At 71.1% G+C, this 16473-nt stretch carries 13 protein-coding genes and 3 tRNA genes; 8 read left to right on the top strand and 8 right to left on the bottom strand.

The features are described from left to right. The first annotated feature begins 309 nt into the window (after nucleotides 1–309). Nucleotides 310–2040: a SpoIVB peptidase S55 domain-containing protein gene (locus tag ACWF41_RS13665; RefSeq protein WP_380316137.1), complete on the top strand. Its 1731-nt coding sequence runs from the start codon at nucleotides 310–312 to the stop codon at nucleotides 2038–2040. Nucleotides 2041–2056: 16 nt separating this feature from the next. On the opposite strand, the gene ACWF41_RS13660 is transcribed toward ACWF41_RS13665, so the two are convergent. Beyond that, nucleotides 2057–3670, bottom strand: coding sequence for an esterase/lipase family protein (locus tag ACWF41_RS13660; RefSeq protein ID WP_452182697.1), 1614 nt, complete (start codon nucleotides 3668–3670; stop codon nucleotides 2057–2059). Nucleotides 3671–3967: 297 nt separating this feature from the next. Between ACWF41_RS13660 and ACWF41_RS13655 the strand changes: the two genes are divergently transcribed. Beyond that, nucleotides 3968–7324: a hypothetical protein gene (locus ACWF41_RS13655; protein ID WP_380346799.1), complete on the top strand. Its 3357-nt coding sequence runs from the start codon at nucleotides 3968–3970 to the stop codon at nucleotides 7322–7324. Here the strand turns inward: ACWF41_RS13655 and lpdA are convergent. Together lpdA and rnhA are read right to left on the bottom strand one after the other, a co-directional pair. Further along, the gene (lpdA, locus tag ACWF41_RS13650; RefSeq protein WP_380325836.1) at nucleotides 7314–8717 is read right to left on the bottom strand and encodes a dihydrolipoyl dehydrogenase; all 1404 of its coding nucleotides are present in this window, start codon (nucleotides 8715–8717) and stop codon (nucleotides 7314–7316) included. The two genes, ACWF41_RS13655 and lpdA, sit on opposite strands and share 11 nt — an antisense overlap. Nucleotides 8718–8794: 77 nt before the next feature. Further along, nucleotides 8795–9247 carry a ribonuclease HI gene (gene rnhA / locus ACWF41_RS13645; RefSeq protein WP_452182694.1) on the bottom strand — a complete coding sequence of 151 codons (453 nt, stop codon included), beginning with the start codon at nucleotides 9245–9247 and terminating at the stop codon, nucleotides 8795–8797. A gap of 104 nt (nucleotides 9248–9351) precedes the next feature. Here rnhA and ACWF41_RS13640 point away from each other — a divergent pair, with 104 nt between their 5' ends. The 3 genes from ACWF41_RS13640 (at nucleotide 9352) to ACWF41_RS13630 (ending at nucleotide 11700) form a co-directional block, all read left to right on the top strand. Continuing rightward, nucleotides 9352–10227, top strand: coding sequence for an LLM class flavin-dependent oxidoreductase (locus ACWF41_RS13640; RefSeq protein WP_380325839.1), 876 nt, complete (start codon nucleotides 9352–9354; stop codon nucleotides 10225–10227). A 97-nt stretch (nucleotides 10228–10324) separates the two neighbouring features. Continuing rightward, entirely contained in the window at nucleotides 10325–11260 is a 936-nt protein-coding gene (locus ACWF41_RS13635; RefSeq protein WP_380325842.1) for a hypothetical protein, read from the top strand. Beyond that, nucleotides 11257–11700, top strand: coding sequence for a GntR family transcriptional regulator (locus ACWF41_RS13630; protein WP_380325845.1), 444 nt, complete (start codon nucleotides 11257–11259; stop codon nucleotides 11698–11700). Before ACWF41_RS13635 ends, ACWF41_RS13630 begins: the two co-directional genes overlap by 4 nt. A gap of 56 nt (nucleotides 11701–11756) precedes the next feature. Here ACWF41_RS13630 and leuD read toward each other — a convergent pair whose 3' ends face one another. Then, complete coding sequence (gene leuD, locus ACWF41_RS13625) at nucleotides 11757–12395, bottom strand: 3-isopropylmalate dehydratase small subunit (RefSeq protein WP_380325848.1); 639 nt, start codon at nucleotides 12393–12395, stop codon at nucleotides 11757–11759. A 37-nt stretch (nucleotides 12396–12432) separates the two neighbouring features. After that, complete coding sequence (leuC, locus tag ACWF41_RS13620; protein WP_380325851.1) at nucleotides 12433–13908, bottom strand: 3-isopropylmalate dehydratase large subunit; 1476 nt, start codon at nucleotides 13906–13908, stop codon at nucleotides 12433–12435. A 165-nt stretch (nucleotides 13909–14073) separates the two neighbouring features. On the opposite strand from leuC, the gene ACWF41_RS13615 reads away from it, so the two are divergent. From ACWF41_RS13615 to ACWF41_RS13605, 3 genes are all read left to right on the top strand, one after another. Further along, a complete protein-coding gene (locus ACWF41_RS13615; protein ID WP_079574616.1) occupies nucleotides 14074–14793 on the top strand; it encodes an IclR family transcriptional regulator in 720 nt (239 codons plus the stop codon). 159 nt (nucleotides 14794–14952) lie between these two features. Further along, on the top strand, nucleotides 14953–15120 hold the full coding sequence (locus tag ACWF41_RS13610; protein ID WP_380320620.1) for a hypothetical protein: 168 nt from the start codon (nucleotides 14953–14955) through the stop codon (nucleotides 15118–15120). Between the two features lie 8 nt (nucleotides 15121–15128). Further along, nucleotides 15129–15923, top strand: a complete 795-nt coding sequence (locus ACWF41_RS13605) for a PH domain-containing protein (RefSeq protein ID WP_380320617.1) — start codon at nucleotides 15129–15131, stop codon at nucleotides 15921–15923. Nucleotides 15924–16013: 90 nt separating this feature from the next. Here the strand turns inward: ACWF41_RS13605 and ACWF41_RS13600 are convergent. The 3 genes from ACWF41_RS13600 to ACWF41_RS13590 all read right to left on the bottom strand — a co-directional run bounded on the left by ACWF41_RS13600 (nucleotide 16014) and on the right by ACWF41_RS13590 (nucleotide 16370). After that, nucleotides 16014–16086 (bottom strand) — tRNA-Glu (locus ACWF41_RS13600). A gap of 62 nt (nucleotides 16087–16148) precedes the next feature. Next, nucleotides 16149–16221: transfer RNA gene (locus ACWF41_RS13595), tRNA-Glu, on the bottom strand. A 77-nt stretch (nucleotides 16222–16298) separates the two neighbouring features. Further along, nucleotides 16299–16370 (bottom strand) — tRNA-Gln (locus ACWF41_RS13590). Nucleotides 16371–16473: the final 103 nt, after the last annotated feature.

Here is a 16473-nt window from a genome sequence, read left to right as displayed (position 1 = left end):
CGACGACCGACCTGCGCCTGCCGCACCCAGGGTCCACTTCACCGTTGCTCGTCTCCGTCGTCCGGCCGGCCAGGACCGCGGCACGCGCGCACGGCGGCCCGATCCTCGGGGGAGGACGCTCCCCAGGACAAGCCCGGCGACCCGGCGGCAGAAAGTTCACCCGTGTCCTCGGCAACGACAGACCGCAGCGTCGCCGATGCTGTGAGGATGCTGAATTCGGCCGCCGGGGACGGCGGGGCGACGACGCCCACTTCCCCCTCCGAAGGACGACCTACCGCACACGGCCGGCGGTCGCACGGCTCCGGGAGCGTGCGTCGCGCGGCACGGCTGTCGGCGTCCGGCGCGGCGACCGCGCTGGTGCTCACCAGCCTGGTGGCGGTGGGCCCGACGGCGACGGCGGCTCCCACCCCCGACTGCGCGGCGCCGTTCCCGGTCTCCGACGTGGTGAGCGGGGCTCCGGTCACCGGGCTGACGGTCAGCAAGGGCACCACCCCGCAGTCGTTCACCGGCGAGGTGCTCGGCGTCCTGTCGGACGGCATCGCCCCCGACCTGGACATGATCGTCGCGGAGCTCCACTCCCCGGCGATCGACGCGGCGGGCGGCATCTGGCAGGGCATGTCGGGGTCGCCGGTGTACGCGGAGGACGGGCGGCTGATCGGCGCGGTCGCGTACGGCCTCGCCTTCGGCAGCTCCCCCGTCGCGGGCATCACGCCCTACGAGGACATGCAGGGCTACCTCGGCGCCGCGAAGGCCGCCCCCGAGGTGGCGGTGGGGACCCGCCTGGCGACGCGCATCGCGGCCGAGACCGACGTGACGCGGACGGAGGCCGCCCAGGGCCTGCGGCAGCTGCCGATGCCGATGGGGGTCGGCGGGATCGACCTGACGCGCGCCCGCACAGCGGTCAAGGCAGCCGGCGGCAGCGAGCTGGTGACCCCGGACTCCTACCGGATCGGCCGGTCCAGCAGCGCGACGGCCGCCGGCATCGACACCGTGGTCGCCGGGGGCAACGTCGCCGCGGTGCTGTCGCACGGCGACATCACCCTCGCCGGCGTCGGCACCGCGACCTCGGTGTGCGGCGACCGGGTGGTCGCGTTCGGGCACCCGCTGAACTTCACCGGCAGGGCGCGCCTGGGGCTGGCGGCCGCGGACGCGGTCTACGTCCAGGAGGACCCGTTGGGCGTGCCGTTCAAGGTGGCGAACGTCGGCGAGGTCGGCGGCACCGTCACCGACGACCGCCTGGCCGGGATCGCCGGCACCTTCGGCGCCTCCCCCACACCGACGCCGATCACGTCGAAGGTGACCTACCACGGCAGGTCGCGCACCGGCACGACGCAGGTGCTGGCGCCGTCCGCCCTCGCGGACGTCACGCTCCTCGCCGGGGTGGCGAACCACGACCGGGTGGTGGACGGGACCATCGGCGGGTCGGAGACCCAGGCGTGGACGATCACCGGGACCCGCAGCGGCACCCCGTTCCGGCTGCGGTACGCCGACCGGTACCGGTCGGCGGACGACATCGGCTCCACGGGCGCCTTCGACCTCCCGGCCGTCGTGGCCACGCTCTCGTCCGTTTCGAACGTGAGGCTCACCGGGGTGACCAACGAGGTCAGTGTGAGCGACAACGCGCGCCGGTACCGGGTCGCGAAGATTCAGCAGCGCACCGGCGGCCGCTGGGTCGACGTGACGGGCAAGACGGCCAAGGTCCGCGCCGGCAAGACCCTGGTCCTCCGCACCCAGGTGGTCGGCTCGGAGGGCGTCACGCGGTCGTTCTTCCGCGAGGAATTCACCATCCCGAAGCGCCTCAAGGGCAAGAGCGGCGTGGTCACCGTGGTGGGCGGCAACACCTTCCAGGACGAGTTCTACGACGCCACGTCGTTCGACGGGGTCCAGAAGCTGCTGAAGGGCAACCTGCGCAACGACGAGGCCCGGCTCAGCCTCGTCATCGGCTCCGGCAGGACCGCCTTCGAGCGGACCCGGACGTCCGACATCACGACCCGCGTCGTGTACGGGCAGAAGCAGCTGCGGGTCCGCGTGGTGTCGTGAGCCGCCCTGGCACTCCTCACCCCTGTCGGTCGCTTTCGACCCCTATCCGGAAGGTCGCCCCGAACCCGGTGCCCACGACGCGGAAGGTCCGTTGGTCGGGGCGATCCGGGACGACACCGGCTGCCTGGACCTCGGCCCCGGCCTCTGGTCGGGCGAGCGTACGCAGCGTGCCCTGGTCGGCGGACGAACGGGTTCCCAGATACTTCTCGCCCGTGTGCACGTACAGCTCCCAAGGGTCCCCGGGGAAGACTTGCACGTAGTACTGCTTGCGGAAGACGACGTTGTCTGAGAAGCCGATCCCGTAGGAGTCGCGTTCGCCCACGTAGACGTCGAGCCGGAACACCAGGCCCTGGACGCTCGCTCCCGGGGCGCGATCGCCTACGCCGGTCGTGAAGGCGGCGTCGATCCAGCCCTCCCACACGAGGCGATCGGGTCCGGCCCAGCCGGTCGTCCGGTCGCCGAACTCCGCCAGCGGCTTGCGAAGCTCCCCCTCGAGGTCAGGGAGGTCGTCCATCAGGTCGGCCCGGCGGAACGGCCCGTAGCAGTTCTCGGACTCGGAGTCCTGGTGCATGAGCTCGAAGTCCACGAATCGCGGCTTGATCGACACGCCGAGATAGAACTCGCTCCGGCCGAAGAGGTCGCCTCCACGGCTGATCTCGGCCGCGTCCAGCCAGAGGGACACCTTGTGGGAGCCGTGGAAGAAACGCATCGCGATCTCATAGGCTTCTCGGGACGTCACCAGGGAGTCCGCTCCGCCGTGGCACTTGTGCACGAAGGTGCGGGGCGCTCCGGGCAGCTGGGCGGACGCCTGCTTGACGAGTCCGTCGCTGCGGTTCGTCGCCAGGCTCCCTTCGTCGGTCAACGTGCTCCACCGGTTGGCGGCCGAGGCGACAGCGGGCCCGTAGGTGCGGTAGTTGGTACCGACGACCGTCAGGACACGGGAGACGTCGAAGCAGGTCGCCCAGCGGGTGAACTCGGCCTTCGTCGGGTCGAACGCAGAAAGCTCGTCCTCCGCGCCGGCGACCGGCGGGAGCATTCGCAGCAGCCAGTCCGGCGCACGTTGGAACGCGATCCCGCGGTGCGGAGTGCCCAGCGTGACCACCCGGTGGACCAGGTCGAAGGCCGATCCTTCCCGTGCCTGGTGCATGCGCCTCAGGCCCTCGCGGACCACCAGCCCACCCATGCTGTGAGCGACGATGTCCACGCCGGTGAAGTTCTCGCCATGGCGCCGCGCCGAACGTTCGATCAGCTCCACGAGCCTCCGGAGCCCCTCGCCGTAGCGGGCGAGCGCGCGCGGCCGCAGGTCGTAGTACCTGTAGACCCAGATCGTGCCGCCTACTCCCGAGGCAAGGACCCGCTCCTCCATCTCGGGATGGAGGACCACGGTGCCCCGGACGTCGTCCTCTGTGAGACTTCGCAGCTCGGTCGGGGGGACGACGTCCTCGGGGTAGTAACCCACGACGTTGGTCGCGTCCGTGTATCGATAGGCCGTGGACTTGAGCGCTCGAAGGACGAATCCTTCATAGATGTAGTTGTCGCCGCTGCGCCCCGGATAGACCGAACCGTCGTTGAATCCCTGATAGGGATTGCCCTGCACCTCGGTAAGGTCAGGTCCGCCGAATCCGCGCACGAGTACCAATGGTCGTATCGGCTCCACAGCGACACCCCCAGCGCCATAGGCCCGTGAGGTCACGCGGCCTCTCACGATCGTAGGTCTGCACCGACATTCGATTGGTCGCACAGCGAGGGTGAAGTGTCGACCTGGCACTCTGCCTCATGCTCGAATCACCGGACGACCCGACGTTCCCTGCACGGGAATTCACCCGGCCTCTTGCCCTGAATTCTCTGCAACAACGTTGTGCGAAGCACACGGTCGACCGCACGATCATGAGGGGGCACGTCAGTCGAACTCGCCGAGGGGGCCGACATGCGAAATCTCGTGCTGGACGCCGCGGTGTCGTGCGTCGCCCTGTTGCTCGTGACCTCCGGATCGCCTCCGCCGCAAGCAGTGTGCGCGACGGCCGCGTCGCTCACCGCCGCGGCGCTTCCGGTCCGTGCCGTGGACCACATCAAGTCCAACGAGGATATCGAGCAGTGCGCGACGGAGTATGCAGCCGCCAGGGCCGCCGTCGACACCTCCGCCGCACTCGCGGCCAGGGCTGATGCTCTGCGCGAGAGCGCAGACTGGCCCGCTGCGCTGGCCGCGGCCCACGAGGCGCTGGCGGTCGATGCCGCGAACAAGACTGCCAACGAGGTCGCCGAGGCGGCGTCCGAGCAGATGCTCCCGCCACCACCTGGGCCGCTGGAGCGAATGGCGCAGGCGTGGACGTCGTTCACGGACGTGATGAAGTCCCTCGGGCAGTCGTTCCTCGTCCTGGCCGGAGTCATCGCCGTTCTCCTGCTCGCCGCGCGTGCGCTCACGCCGCTCGGTGACTGGCCCGTGCTCAGCGCCCGACGACGGAGCTTCCTGGCATGCTCAGGGATCGTCTCGATCGTCGTGTCCGCATTGTTGCTGACGTGGGGCCCGGCACTGGCCTTCGACGCAAGCGGCGCCATCACCGAGCCGGTCGGGTCCCGTCTGCTCAGGATTGCGCTCGGAGTGCTCGCCGCATCCACGCTGGTGACCATCGTTGCAGCCGTCCGGCCGTGGTCCCCGGATCGTCGGTTCGTCCGCAAGCTCTTGTCCGACCGGTGGTTGGCGTGGACGTGCTCCGTCGTGTTCGGCGCGCCGCTGGCCCTTCTCATCTGCCTCGTGACTGCCGTCCTTCGGAGCGCGGGATACATCGTGCTGAGCGGCATCGCCGGAGCGATGGTCGGTATGTTCGCCGTGGGAACCTGGCTGGCGACACGTCTCCGGGTCACCATCACCGCGACGCGCAGCGACGGCGCCGTGTCCGCTGTCGACGCCGCGCACGTGGCCGCGCTCGTCTGCGATCTTGGTGCCACGCCTGGTCGCGGGCTGGAAGTACCTCGTGGGAGTGACGTATCAGCTCTCGACAACGCCCTCGACGGAATCCCCGGGGGGAAGGCCGCCACGATCGCGTACCGCTTCCTGCGGACCGTGCTGGGCACCTCCCCGTGGAACGTGCTGGTCGACGCCGCGACGCAGGACAAGATCTCCGTCGTGGTCACGCGGAACGGCAACCAGGTGACGTCCGCCGACGTGGAGAGGGACGCCCTTCGACTGGGCGCGGAGGATCTGAAGGAGTACGACGCTGCCGACGTGACCGTCGACCTGCACCGGTTCGCCGCGGCGACTCTCCTGGTCGCCCTCGCCGAGGCATACCCGGACGACTTCGCCGGGCTCGGGGGCGCCCGCGACTGGCGCAGCCTCGGTCTGCACTACGTGGCGACCACGGACCTTCGCGAGAAGGAGAAGGCTCAACCGTTCGTCCTGGGCAACGCCGTCGACCTCGACCCTCGCAACTGGCTCGCCCAGGTCGCGCACCGTCGGTCGATCTATCGCTGGTCGACGAGCCCCGAAGAGATCCGTCGCTATCGCGACTGGCTCACCTATGCACTCGACAACGCCAGGGAGGCGGGGTTCTTGGCCGTTGCTCCCGGCGAGACCGGGGGCGATCTCGATGCGCACACGCCCTACACGCTCCTCCGGCTCCGCGCGCTGTACACGCGCGTGGCGCTGACGATCAACTACGAGTTCGCGCTCCGGAACGAGAGGCGCGGAGTGTCGGGCCCATCGATTCTCCGCCAGGCACCGGTCGAGTTCACCGCGACCGACAAGCGGTACCTCGATGCCCTCATGGATGCGCTCGACGCGGTAGACGAGCCCAAGGCCAAGAACACGAACAAAGCCAAAGACACGGCCAAGGACACGGCCAACCCTGAGGGCAAGGGCAAGGGCAAGGGCAAGGGCAAGGGCAAGGGCAAGGGCAAGGGCAAGGGCAAGGGCAAGGGCAAGGGCAAGGGCAAGGGCAAGGGCAAGGGTCACGATCGAGGGAAAAGCTCAGATGCCAGCAGGCTCGCAGAAGAACTTCGGGTGCCGGCTTCGGCGATGCAACGACTCATCGACAAATGGCTGAGCAAGCAGGGCGGTCCTCATGTGGACGGCGGGCTCCAGCTCCTCGCCAAGCAGGCCCGTCACGAGCTGGAACATGCACGCGCCGACGACACCGATCTCCTCGCTGCGCTGGGGGCGCTCGAGGAAGATCTGAAGAAGCCCCATCAGACCTGGTCCGGGGCGCAGCGTCGGCTCCAAGGATTCCGCGATCCCGTGGGCGAAGAGGCCGACGACAGAGGCCGCGAACGCCTGATCGCCGATCTGGCCCAGGCGTTCGGGTATGAGCCGGGAATGCGATACACGCTCACCACCCTCGGATCGGACGCACAACCGGTCGAGACGTTGCGACGCTTCGTGACAGAGCGTCTCGGCGAGGTCGACCGGACACGTGTCCTGACACGTGCGGCCCGCGCGCAGATCGGCCGCCGCCGTCGCGCGCTGAAATCGGCGCTGGACACGCTGGATGCGGAGCTGGACCAGCTCGGTCGCGGGGATCACGAGGCTTCCCCGCCATTGTCGGCCGGTCCCGATCCATCCCCCCACGCATCCGTCGCCTGGACCACCTCGGCGCACTACGCCTATGCCTGCTACCTGGCAAGCAGGCCACAACCTGCTCAGGACGCGGCGGTGAGCCGCCTGACCTTTGCGGTCCGGTCCCGACGCGACCTTGCAGCGTGGTACGTGAACGACCCACAGCTCCATGACCTGCTGCAGGTGCCAGAAGTACGGACCAGGCTGCACCACGAGCTCGGCGACGACCCCCGGTCGTCGCTGCTCGACGTCGGGTCGATGGAGCCTTGCCGCTCCGCGCTCAGGAAGGCGGGCCTGACCTCGTCGGAGGCGATGGCGAGCCTGCCCGCCGCCAGCCTCGCGGAACGCCTCTCGCTCACGCCCACCCTCGCCCACCACGTGCGGGGTCTCGCTCAGATGCACATCTCGCTCGCGCACGGCCTTCCGTCTCAGCGCGCCATGGCGGTCGAGATCCTGGACGACCTCGACCGGCGCGGGTTCAGCTCGCTCTCCAGCCTCGGGAACCTCTCGGGCCGGGACCGCAGCACGCTGGCCGAGGAGATCACGGCCCATTTCTCTGGACCCGAGAAGCTGCTGAAAGGGCTCGACGCGGAGGAGCTGCGGACGGAGCTGGCCTCCTGGCTGGCCGGCATGTGCTCCGCTGCCCCAGGAAGACGATGGCCCGGAACCGCGGCAGTCCGCGGTTCCGGGCCATCGACCAGACGATCTGGTCCGACCGGGTGGGTCAGAAGTTGATCATGTGCCCCACGATGCCGTGGATGGACTCCTGCACGGCCTCGGAGAGCGTGGGGTGCGTGTGCACGTTGCGCGCGACCTCGTCGGCGGTGAGGTCCCACTTCTGCGCGAGGGTGAGCTCGGGCAGCATCTCGGAGACGTCCGGGCCGATCATGTGGGCGCCGAGCAGCTCGTTGTACTTGGCGTCGGCGACGATCTTGACGAACCCGGTGGGGTCGCCGAGGCCGTGGGCCTTGCCGTTGGCCATGAACGGGAAGGACGCGACCTTGACGTCGTAGCCCTCGTCCTTGGCCTGCTGCTCGGTGAGGCCGAACGACGCGACCTGCGGGGAGCAGAACGTGGCGCGCGGCATCATGCGGTAGTCGCCCAGAGTCATGGTCTCGGCGCCACCGATGGTCTCGGCGGCGACGACGCCCTGCGCCTCCGCGACGTGCGCCAGCATGAGCTTGGCGGTGACGTCGCCGATGGCGAAGATGTGCGGCACGTTGGTGCGCATGTGATCGTCGATGGCGATGGCGCCGCGCTCGGTGAGCTGCACGCCGGTGTTCTCGAGGCCGAAGCCCTCGACGTTCGGCGCGAAGCCGACGGCGGACAGGACCTTGTCGACGACGAGCTCGCCGGGCTTGTCGTCCTTGACGCCCTTGTAGCTGACGGTGACGGACGAGCCGTTGTCCTTGATGGTCTGGACGGCGGTGGACGTCAGGATCTTGACGCCCATCTTCTTGTACTGCTTCGCGATCTCCTTGGAGACGTCTGCGTCCTCGTTGGGGAGGGCACGGTCGAGGAACTCGATGATCGTGACGTCCACGCCGTAGTTCTTCAGGACGTAGCCGAACTCCATGCCGATGGCGCCGGCGCCGACGATGGCGATCGACTTCGGCAGCTCGCGCGTCATGATCTGCTTCTCGTAGGTCACGACGTTCTCGGAGAGCTCGACGCCCGGCAGCAGGCGCACCTGCGAGCCGGTCGCGATGATGACGTTGTCGAACGTCACCGTCTCGGTGCCGCCCTTGTTGAGCGCGACCTCGATCGTGTGCGCGTCGCGGAAGGTGCCGCGGCCGTCGTACTCGGCGATCTTGTTCTTCTTCATGAGGAAGTGGACGCCCTTGACCCGGCCGTCCGCGACCTCGCGGGACCGGTCGAACGCCTTGCCGAAGTCGAACGTCACGTCACCGGACATGCCGAAGAAGTCGGCCTGGTGCGTGAAGATGTGCGACAGCTCCGCGTTGCGCAGCAGGGCCTTGGAGGGGATGCAGCCCACGTTGAGGCAGACACCACCCCAGTACTTCTCCTCGATGATGGCGACGGACTTGCCGAGCTGGGCCGCGCGGATCGCGGCGACATAGCCGCCGGGGCCAGCCCCGAGGAGGACGACGTCGTAGTGGGAAGCCATGGGCCCAGCCTATTCGCGCGCGCCACCGGTTGCGGCGTGACGTCCGTCGCACCTTCACCGGGGGTCGGGCCACGGGTTCAGCGGACCGTGTCGACCCCGAGGTTCGCGAGCTCGTCGGCCCGCTCGTTGCCGGGGTCTCCGGCGTGCCCCTTGACCCACACCCAGCGCACGTCGTGCTTGGTGACCTCGGCGTCGAGCGCCTGCCAGAGGTCCACGTTCTTCACCGGCTTCTTGGCGGCGGTGGTCCAGCCGTTGCGCTTCCACCCCGCGATCCAGGTGCGCATGCCGTTCATCACGTACGACGAGTCGACGTGGATCACGACGGTGCTGGGCCGCTTCAGGGCGCGCAGCCCCTCGACGACGGCGGTGAGCTCCATCCGGTTGTTCGTCGTGAGCGGGTCGCCGCCGTAGAGCTCCTTGGAGTGCTCGCCCGAGCGCATCAGCGCGCCCCAGCCGCCGAGCCCGGGGTTGCCCTTGCAGGCGCCGTCGGTCCACATCTCGACCAGGGGCTTGTCGTTCTCGTCAGGCACGCGCCCACCCTACGTTCCTGGAGCTCCGGGACGATGTCGGACGGCGCGCGTAGCGTCGGCCGGACATCCCTCGCAGACTTCCGGTGACGATCAAGGAGACGCGCATGAGGTTCGGGTTCGTCGGCAGCTTCGGCTCCCCGCAGCAGATGGTCACGCTCGCGCGCGAGTGCGAGGAGCACGGCTGGGACGGCTTCTTCAGCTGGGACGGCCTGAGCATGGCCGACTGGGGCGGCGAGTCCCTCACGGCGTGGGACCCGTTCGCGATCCTCGCGGGCGCCGCGGCCGTGACGGAGCGGATCTCCCTGGGAGCGATGGTCTTCGCGGTGCCGCGGCACCGGGCGTGGGAGCTGGCGCAGCGCGCTCTCACCGTCGACCACCTCTCGGGCGGGCGGCTCGTGCTGCCGGCGGGCGTCGGCGTGCTCGACGACCGCGGGTTCACGTCCGTCCCCGGGCAGGTCACGGACCTGCGGGAGCGGGCGGCGAAGCTCGACGAGACGCTCGAGTTCCTGCGCCGGTCGTGGTCGGGCGAGCAGCTCGAGGCCGACGGCGAGCACGTGCGCACCGGGCCGTTCCGGTTCGCCGCTCCCCCGGTCCACGGCCACATCCCCGTGTGGCCCGTCGGCGTCTGGGACGCGCAGCGACCGCCGCTGAGGAACCTGCGGCGGACGCTGCGCTGGGACGGCATCGTCGCGCAGGTGCGCGGCGCCACCCCCGAGGAGGCGGAGGCGGGTCCCGACGCCGTCCGCGAGCTCGCCGCGTGGATCGCCGAGCAGCGCGCGACCGACGGCGACCAGGGCGCCGGGACGTTCGACATCGTCGCCTCCGGGCTGCTGCCCGACGACCGCGGCGCAGCCCGCGAGCAGGCGCGGGCGATGGCCGACGCCGGCGCCACCTGGTTCATCGACTCCTGGTGGGACCCGGCCGCAGCCACGCCGGAGGGGCTGCTCGATCGCGCACGGCAGGGACCGCCGCAGCTCTGACCGTCCGGGCGCACGGCCCACCGGTGGACACCGGGCATCGCCAATGATTCAATGCGTTGACTCATTAGTGATAGCCCGCCCGCTCCCGGAGGTTCGGATGTTCGCTGGTGTCCTCGTCGCGGCGCTGGTCGCGGTGGCCCTGCCCGCGGTGCTCGTCGCGTTGGTGCTGTGGCTCGTGACCCGCCGGTCGTCGGACGACGGCGGCCCCGCCCGCGCAGCCCGTCGGCACGAGCTGCTGGTCTCGTCGGTCGCGCTCGGCGCCGCAGTCGTGTGCGCGGTCGTGCTGCTGGCCCAGCCGGTCGTCTGGCCGCAGTGGGCCCCCGCGCCCGGGCTGCTCCAGGCCGTCGCGCCCTTCTCGGTCGCCCTGGTGTTCTGCGCCGTGCGAGCAGTCGGCGAGCGGACGTGGCCCCGGCCGCGCGGCGAGGTCCGCTCGGCCCCGCTGACCCGTCGCACCGTCGGGTCGCTCGGCGGCGCGCGCCTCAAGGCCGTCCTGGCGACCGCCGGGGCGTTCGCCGTCGTCCTGGTGGCCTGCGGCCTGACCGCCGACGGGTCCGGCCGCGCGTTCCCGACCGGCCCGGTGACGATGGCCGGCGGCGGGGTCCTCACCGGTTCCTCGGGCCCCTACCCCGGCTGGCCCTACGGCGCGGCGATGCTGCTGGGCCTCGCTGCCACCCTCGCGGCGACGTGGGCCACGCTCCGCGCGATCGTGCGCCGCCCGCCCCTGCACGGCGTCCCCGCGGCGCACGACGACGCCGTGCGCGCGACGAGCGCCACCCGCCTCCTGGGCGCCGTGCAGCTGTGCCTCGGCGTCGGGCTCGGCGTCACCCTCGCCATGGGCGGGAGCGCCGTCCGCTCCGGGGGCGAGAACCTGTTGCTCAACGGCACCCCCGACCACGGCCTGGTCGCCCTCGGCACGACCGTGACCGTCCTGGGCCTCGCCGCCGCCGTCGCCTCGATCGTCGTCGGGCTGCTTGCCGCGCGGCCCCGCGCGGCGTCCGCAGCGACGGCCGTCGCGGCCCCGGCCGCCGCATGAGCGACATCGTCGTCTCGCTGGCGTCGCCGGTGCCGGTCTACGAGCAGATCCGCGCTCAGGTGGCCGCGGCGGTCGCCGTCGGCACGCTGACGCCGGGCGACCGGCTGCCCGCGTCACGGGACCTCGCCCGCGACCTCGGCATCGCCGTCGGCACCGTGCAGCGCGCGTACCGCGAGCTGGAGGCGGGCGGCGTCGTCGTCTCCCGCCGCCGCACGGGCACGGTCGTCGCACCCGCGGCCCGCGCGGGCGCAGCCGCCGGGACGGGCGGGACCGCTCCCCCGCCCGCCGGGATCGTGGCGGGGGCCCGCGCCCTCGTCGCGGACGCGCGCGCCGCCGGCCTGTCCGACGACGCCGTGCTCGACGTCGTCCGCGGCGCCCTCGCCGCACCCGCCGACCCGCCCGGGAACGCGACCGGAAATGCATCGAGCGTGCCGGCTTGATCCTCAACCAGCTCGGGTGAGGAACAAGTCAGCACGCTCGACGCGGCGGGGCGGTGTCAGCCGACGGGGCGCGCCGGCTCGATCGGGACGCTCGGCAGGTGCTTGGCCGGCAGGGTCTTGGGCCGCCAGGCCGCGCGCTCGGCCTCGAAGGCCGCGATGTCGTCCTCGTGCTGCAGCGTGAGGCCGATGTCGTCGAGGCCCTCCATGAGGCGCCAGCGCGTGTAGTCGTCGATCTGGAACGGCACGGTGACGTCGTCGGCGTGCGCGGTGCGCGCCTCGAGGTCCACGGTCACCTCGGTGCCGGGCTTGGTCTCGAGGATCTTCCAGAGGATCTCGATGTCCTCCTGCGCGACGACGCCGGCCACGAGGCCCTGCTTGCCCGAGTTGCCGCGGAAGATGTCCGCGAACCGGGGCGCGAGCACCACGCGGAAGCCGTAGTCCTTGAGCGCCCAGACGGCGTGCTCGCGGGACGAGCCGGTGCCGAAGTCGGGGCCGGCGACCAGCACCGAGCCGGACTTGTAGGCGTCCTGGTTGAGGACGAACGACGGGTCGCCGCGCCAGGCGGCGAACAGCGCGTCCTCGAAGCCCGTGCGGGTGACGCGCTTGAGGTAGACGGCGGGGATGATCTGGTCGGTGTCGACGTTGCTGCGGCGCAGCGGCACCCCGACGCCCGTGTGGGTGGTGAACTTCTCCATGACGATCTCCTGGACGATCTTCTGCGACGGGGTGGGGTCAGACGAAGGACGGGGCGGACAGCGGCGCCAGCGGGGTGCCGTCGAACGTCGTGAGGTCGACCTCGCCCTCGAACTCGAGGTCGGCGACCGACGACAGCGTGCCGCGCACGGCGGTCGCGGCGGCGACGAGCGGCGACACGAGGTGCGTGCGCCCGCCCTTGCCCTGGCGGCCCTCGAAGTTGCGGTTCGACGTCGACGCGGCGCGCTCGCCCGGGGCGAGCTGGTCCGGGTTCATGCCGAGGCACATCGAGCAGCCGGCGTTGCGCCACTCCGCGCCGAACTCCTTGAAGATGACGTCCAGGCCCTCGGCCTCGGCCTGCAGGCGCACGCGGGCCGACGCGGGCACGACGAGCACGCGCACGTCGTCCGCCTTCTGGCGGCCCTGAAGGACCTTGGCCACCGAGCGCAGGTCCTCGATGCGGCCGTTGGTGCAGGAGCCGATGAAGACGGTGTCGACCTTGATGTCGCGCAGCGGGGTGCCGCCCTCGAGGCCCATGTACTCCAGCGCGCGCTCGGCCGCGACGCGGTCGCCCGCGTCGGCGATCTCGGCCGGCACCGGCACGGACGCCGACAGCGGCAGGCCCTGGCCGGGGTTGGTGCCCCAGGTGACGAACGGCTCGAGGTCGGCCGCCTCCAGCACGACCTCGGCGTCGAACTCGGCGTCGTCGTCGCTGCGCAGCGTGGACCAGTACTCGACGGCGGCGTCCCAGTCCTCGCCCTCGGGGGCGTGCGGACGCCCCTGGAGGTAGTCGAACGTGGTCTGGTCGGGGGCGATCATGCCCGCGCGGGCGCCGGCCTCGATGGACATGTTGCAGATGGTCATCCGCGCCTCCATCGACAGCTTGCGGATGGCCTCGCCGCGGTACTCGAGCACGTAGCCCTGGCCGCCGCCGGTGCCGATCTTGGCGATGATCGCCAGGATGATGTCCTTGCTGGTGGCGCCCGGGGGCAGCTCGCCGTTCACCGTGATCGCCATCGTCTTGAACGGGGCGAGCGGCAGCGTCTGGGTGGCGAGCACGTGCTCGACCTCGGAGGTGCCGATGCCGAACGCCAGCGCGCCGAACGCGCCGTGCGTGGAGGTGTGCGAGTCGCCGCAGACCACGGTGAGGCCGGGCATCGTCAGGCCGAGCTGCGGGCCCACCTGGTGCACGATGCCCTGGTCGGCGTCGCCGAGGGAGTGGATCCGAACGCCGAACTCGCGCGCGTTGTTGCGCAGCGTGTCGATCTGCGTGCGGCTGGTGAGGTCCGCGATCGGCAGGTCGATGTCGAGCGTCGGGGTGTTGTGGTCCTCGGTCGCGATCGTCAGGTCGGGACGACGGACGGGACGCCCGGCGAGGCGCAGGCCCTCGAACGCCTGCGGGCTGGTCACCTCGTGCACGAGGTGCAGGTCGATGTAGAGGAGGTCGGGTGCCCCGTCGCTGCCACGGCGCACCAGGTGCGCCTCCCAGACCTTCTCCGCCAGCGTGCCGGCCATCATGAGCTCCTCGTCCGCCGCGTCCCGCGGCCGTCGTGCGTGTGCGTGTGTCTCGGTCGATACCGCCGCGTCGGACCCGCAAGGCTCGGTCCGCGAGACGGTTCCGTCCAGTGAGATGCGGTCCTCGACTTGCAATCTCAGTGGGCGAGACGCCAATATCGTCCTATGGACGATACTAGCGGAGTCGGCGTACTGGACAAGGCCGCGTCCGTGCTGGGCGCACTGGAGGCGGGCCCCGCCACCCTGGCGCAGCTGGTCTCATCGACCGGGCTCGCCCGCCCCACGGCGCACCGGCTGGCCGTCGCGCTCGAGCACCACCGGCTCGTGGGCCGCGACATGCAGGGGCGCTTCGTGCTCGGGCCGCGCCTCAACGAGCTCGCGACAGCGGCCGGCGAGGACCGCCTCCTCGCCGCGGCCAACCCCGTGCTGACCGCGCTGCGCGACCACACGGGCGAGAGCGCGCAGCTCTACCGGCGCCAGGGCGACCACCGCGTCTGCGTGGCCGCCGCCGAGCGCCCCGTCGGCCTGCGCGACTCGATCCCCGTGGGCGCCACCCTCACGATGCACGCGGGCTCCGCCGCGCAGATCCTCCTCGCCTGGGAGGAGCCGGACCGCCTGCACCGCGGCCTGCGCGAGGCCGTCTTCACCGCGACGATCCTCTCCGGCGTCCGCCGCCGCGGGTGGGCGCAGTCGGTGTCCGAGCGCGAGCTCGGCGTCGCCTCCGTCTCGGCGCCCGTGCGCGGGCCCTCGGGTCGCGTCGTGGCATCCGTGTCCGTCTCCGGCCCGGTCGAGCGGCTCACCCGCCAGCCCGGTCGCCTGCACTCCGCCGCCGTCGTCTCCGCCGCCAACCGCCTGACCGAGGTGCTCCGCCGCGCGGGCGAGTGAGCCCCTCCCCCTCCTGACCTCCACCAGGAGGCCCCGGGCCCGGCCGCCGCGTCCCGACGCGGCGCGCCGGGCCCGGTGCTGTCGGGCCCCGGCCCAGGTCAGTACGCTCCAGGCTGGTGGGGCAACTCTGCCCCGAGACCCGAGAGGCGTGAGGACCTGATGCCCGCGAAGGCCAAGACCCTGCTGATCTGGATCGTGGTGATCTTCCTGATCTTCGCGATCGTGAACGACCCGGACCGAGCCGGCAACATCGTCACGTCGATCTGGGACTTCATCGCCAACACGATCTCCAGCTTCGTGCAGTTCTTCTCCACCATCGCGTCCTGAGCCGGCCCGTGGTCACCGAGGAGCCCCGGCAGCGCGACGCCATCCGCGCGCACGGGCACCTGCGCCGGTACGTGCTCCCGCGCGAGCACGTCATCGTCGCGACCCGGCGGCACTGGGCCGTCCTCCTGCGCCCCATCGCGCTGACCGTCGGCGTGTTCCTCCTGGTCGGCGCGATCGTCATGTCCACGCCGCTCGACGTGCGCCCCACCGCGCAGTGGCTGTGGCTCGCCTGGCTCCTGGTCGCGAGCCACCTCGCGTGGAAGTGCCTCGAGTGGCGCTACGAGTGGTTCGTCGCGACCGACAAGCGACTCCTGCTGCTGTACGGGCTCGTGGTGCACAAGGTGGCGATGATGCCGCTGAAGAAGGTCACGGACATGGGCTATTCGCGCAGCCCGCTGGGCCAGGTCCTCGGGTACGGGCGCTTCGACATGGAGTCCGCCGGCCAGGACCAGGCCCTGCGCACCATCAACCACGTCCCGCACCCGGACGCCACGTACCGCACCCTGTGCGACACGCTCTTCACCCCCGGCCGGTCGCACGACGACGATGACGATGCGCCCTCGGGCGGAGGTGGCTCCGGTGGCCGCACCCCCGGCAGGCCGACGATCGTCCCGGGCCGCCCGGACCCCGAGGGCCCACGACCGACGACGCAGCCGATCGCCGTGCAGCCCGCCGCCCCGGCGCCGCGCCCCCCGGAGGCGCAGCCCAGCCCCGGCGCGCACCCCGTCAACTGGACGCCCACCGGGGCGCGGCACGAGCACCCGACCAGCGACGGCGGCAGCGTGCCGGAGCCCTTCCTCTGACCCGATCACACGTCACGGGGCGCGGGCCGCGGCAGGACCCGTCCGGGAACGACGAAGGCCCGGTCCTGACGGACCGGGCCTCGTGCTCTGTACCCCCAGCGGGATTTGAACCCGCGTTACCGCCGTGAGAGGGCGGCGTCCTAGGCCGCTAGACGATGGGGGCCTGGAACTGGTCCGCGCCGCGAGGCGCTGACCTGGCGATCGACCGGCGACGGTCGACCTGCGTACCCCCAGCGGGATTTGAACCCGCGTTACCGCCGTGAGAGGGCGGCGTCCTAGGCCGCTAGACGATGGGGGCCTATGACTCGGACGTCCCGAAGGACTCCGTGCCGTGCACACCCCCCGCACCGCTGAAAGCGACCGGAGGGAGTAGCGCTGGGGTACCAGGACTCGAACCTAGACTGAGAGAATCAGAATCTCTAGTGCTGCCAATTACACCATACCCCAATGGGTCCGACCTTCTCGGCAATTCCGACATCGTCGGAGCGACCGCGTCAGGCCCAACGTCAGAGAACATTACCGGATCCCGGACCGTCGTCCAAAACGCGCG

It is taken from the genome of Isoptericola sp. NPDC055063 (assembly GCF_053608125.1).
The sequence above is the reverse complement of the archived record's forward strand: the minus strand, read 5'-3'. Positions and strand labels throughout refer to the sequence as shown.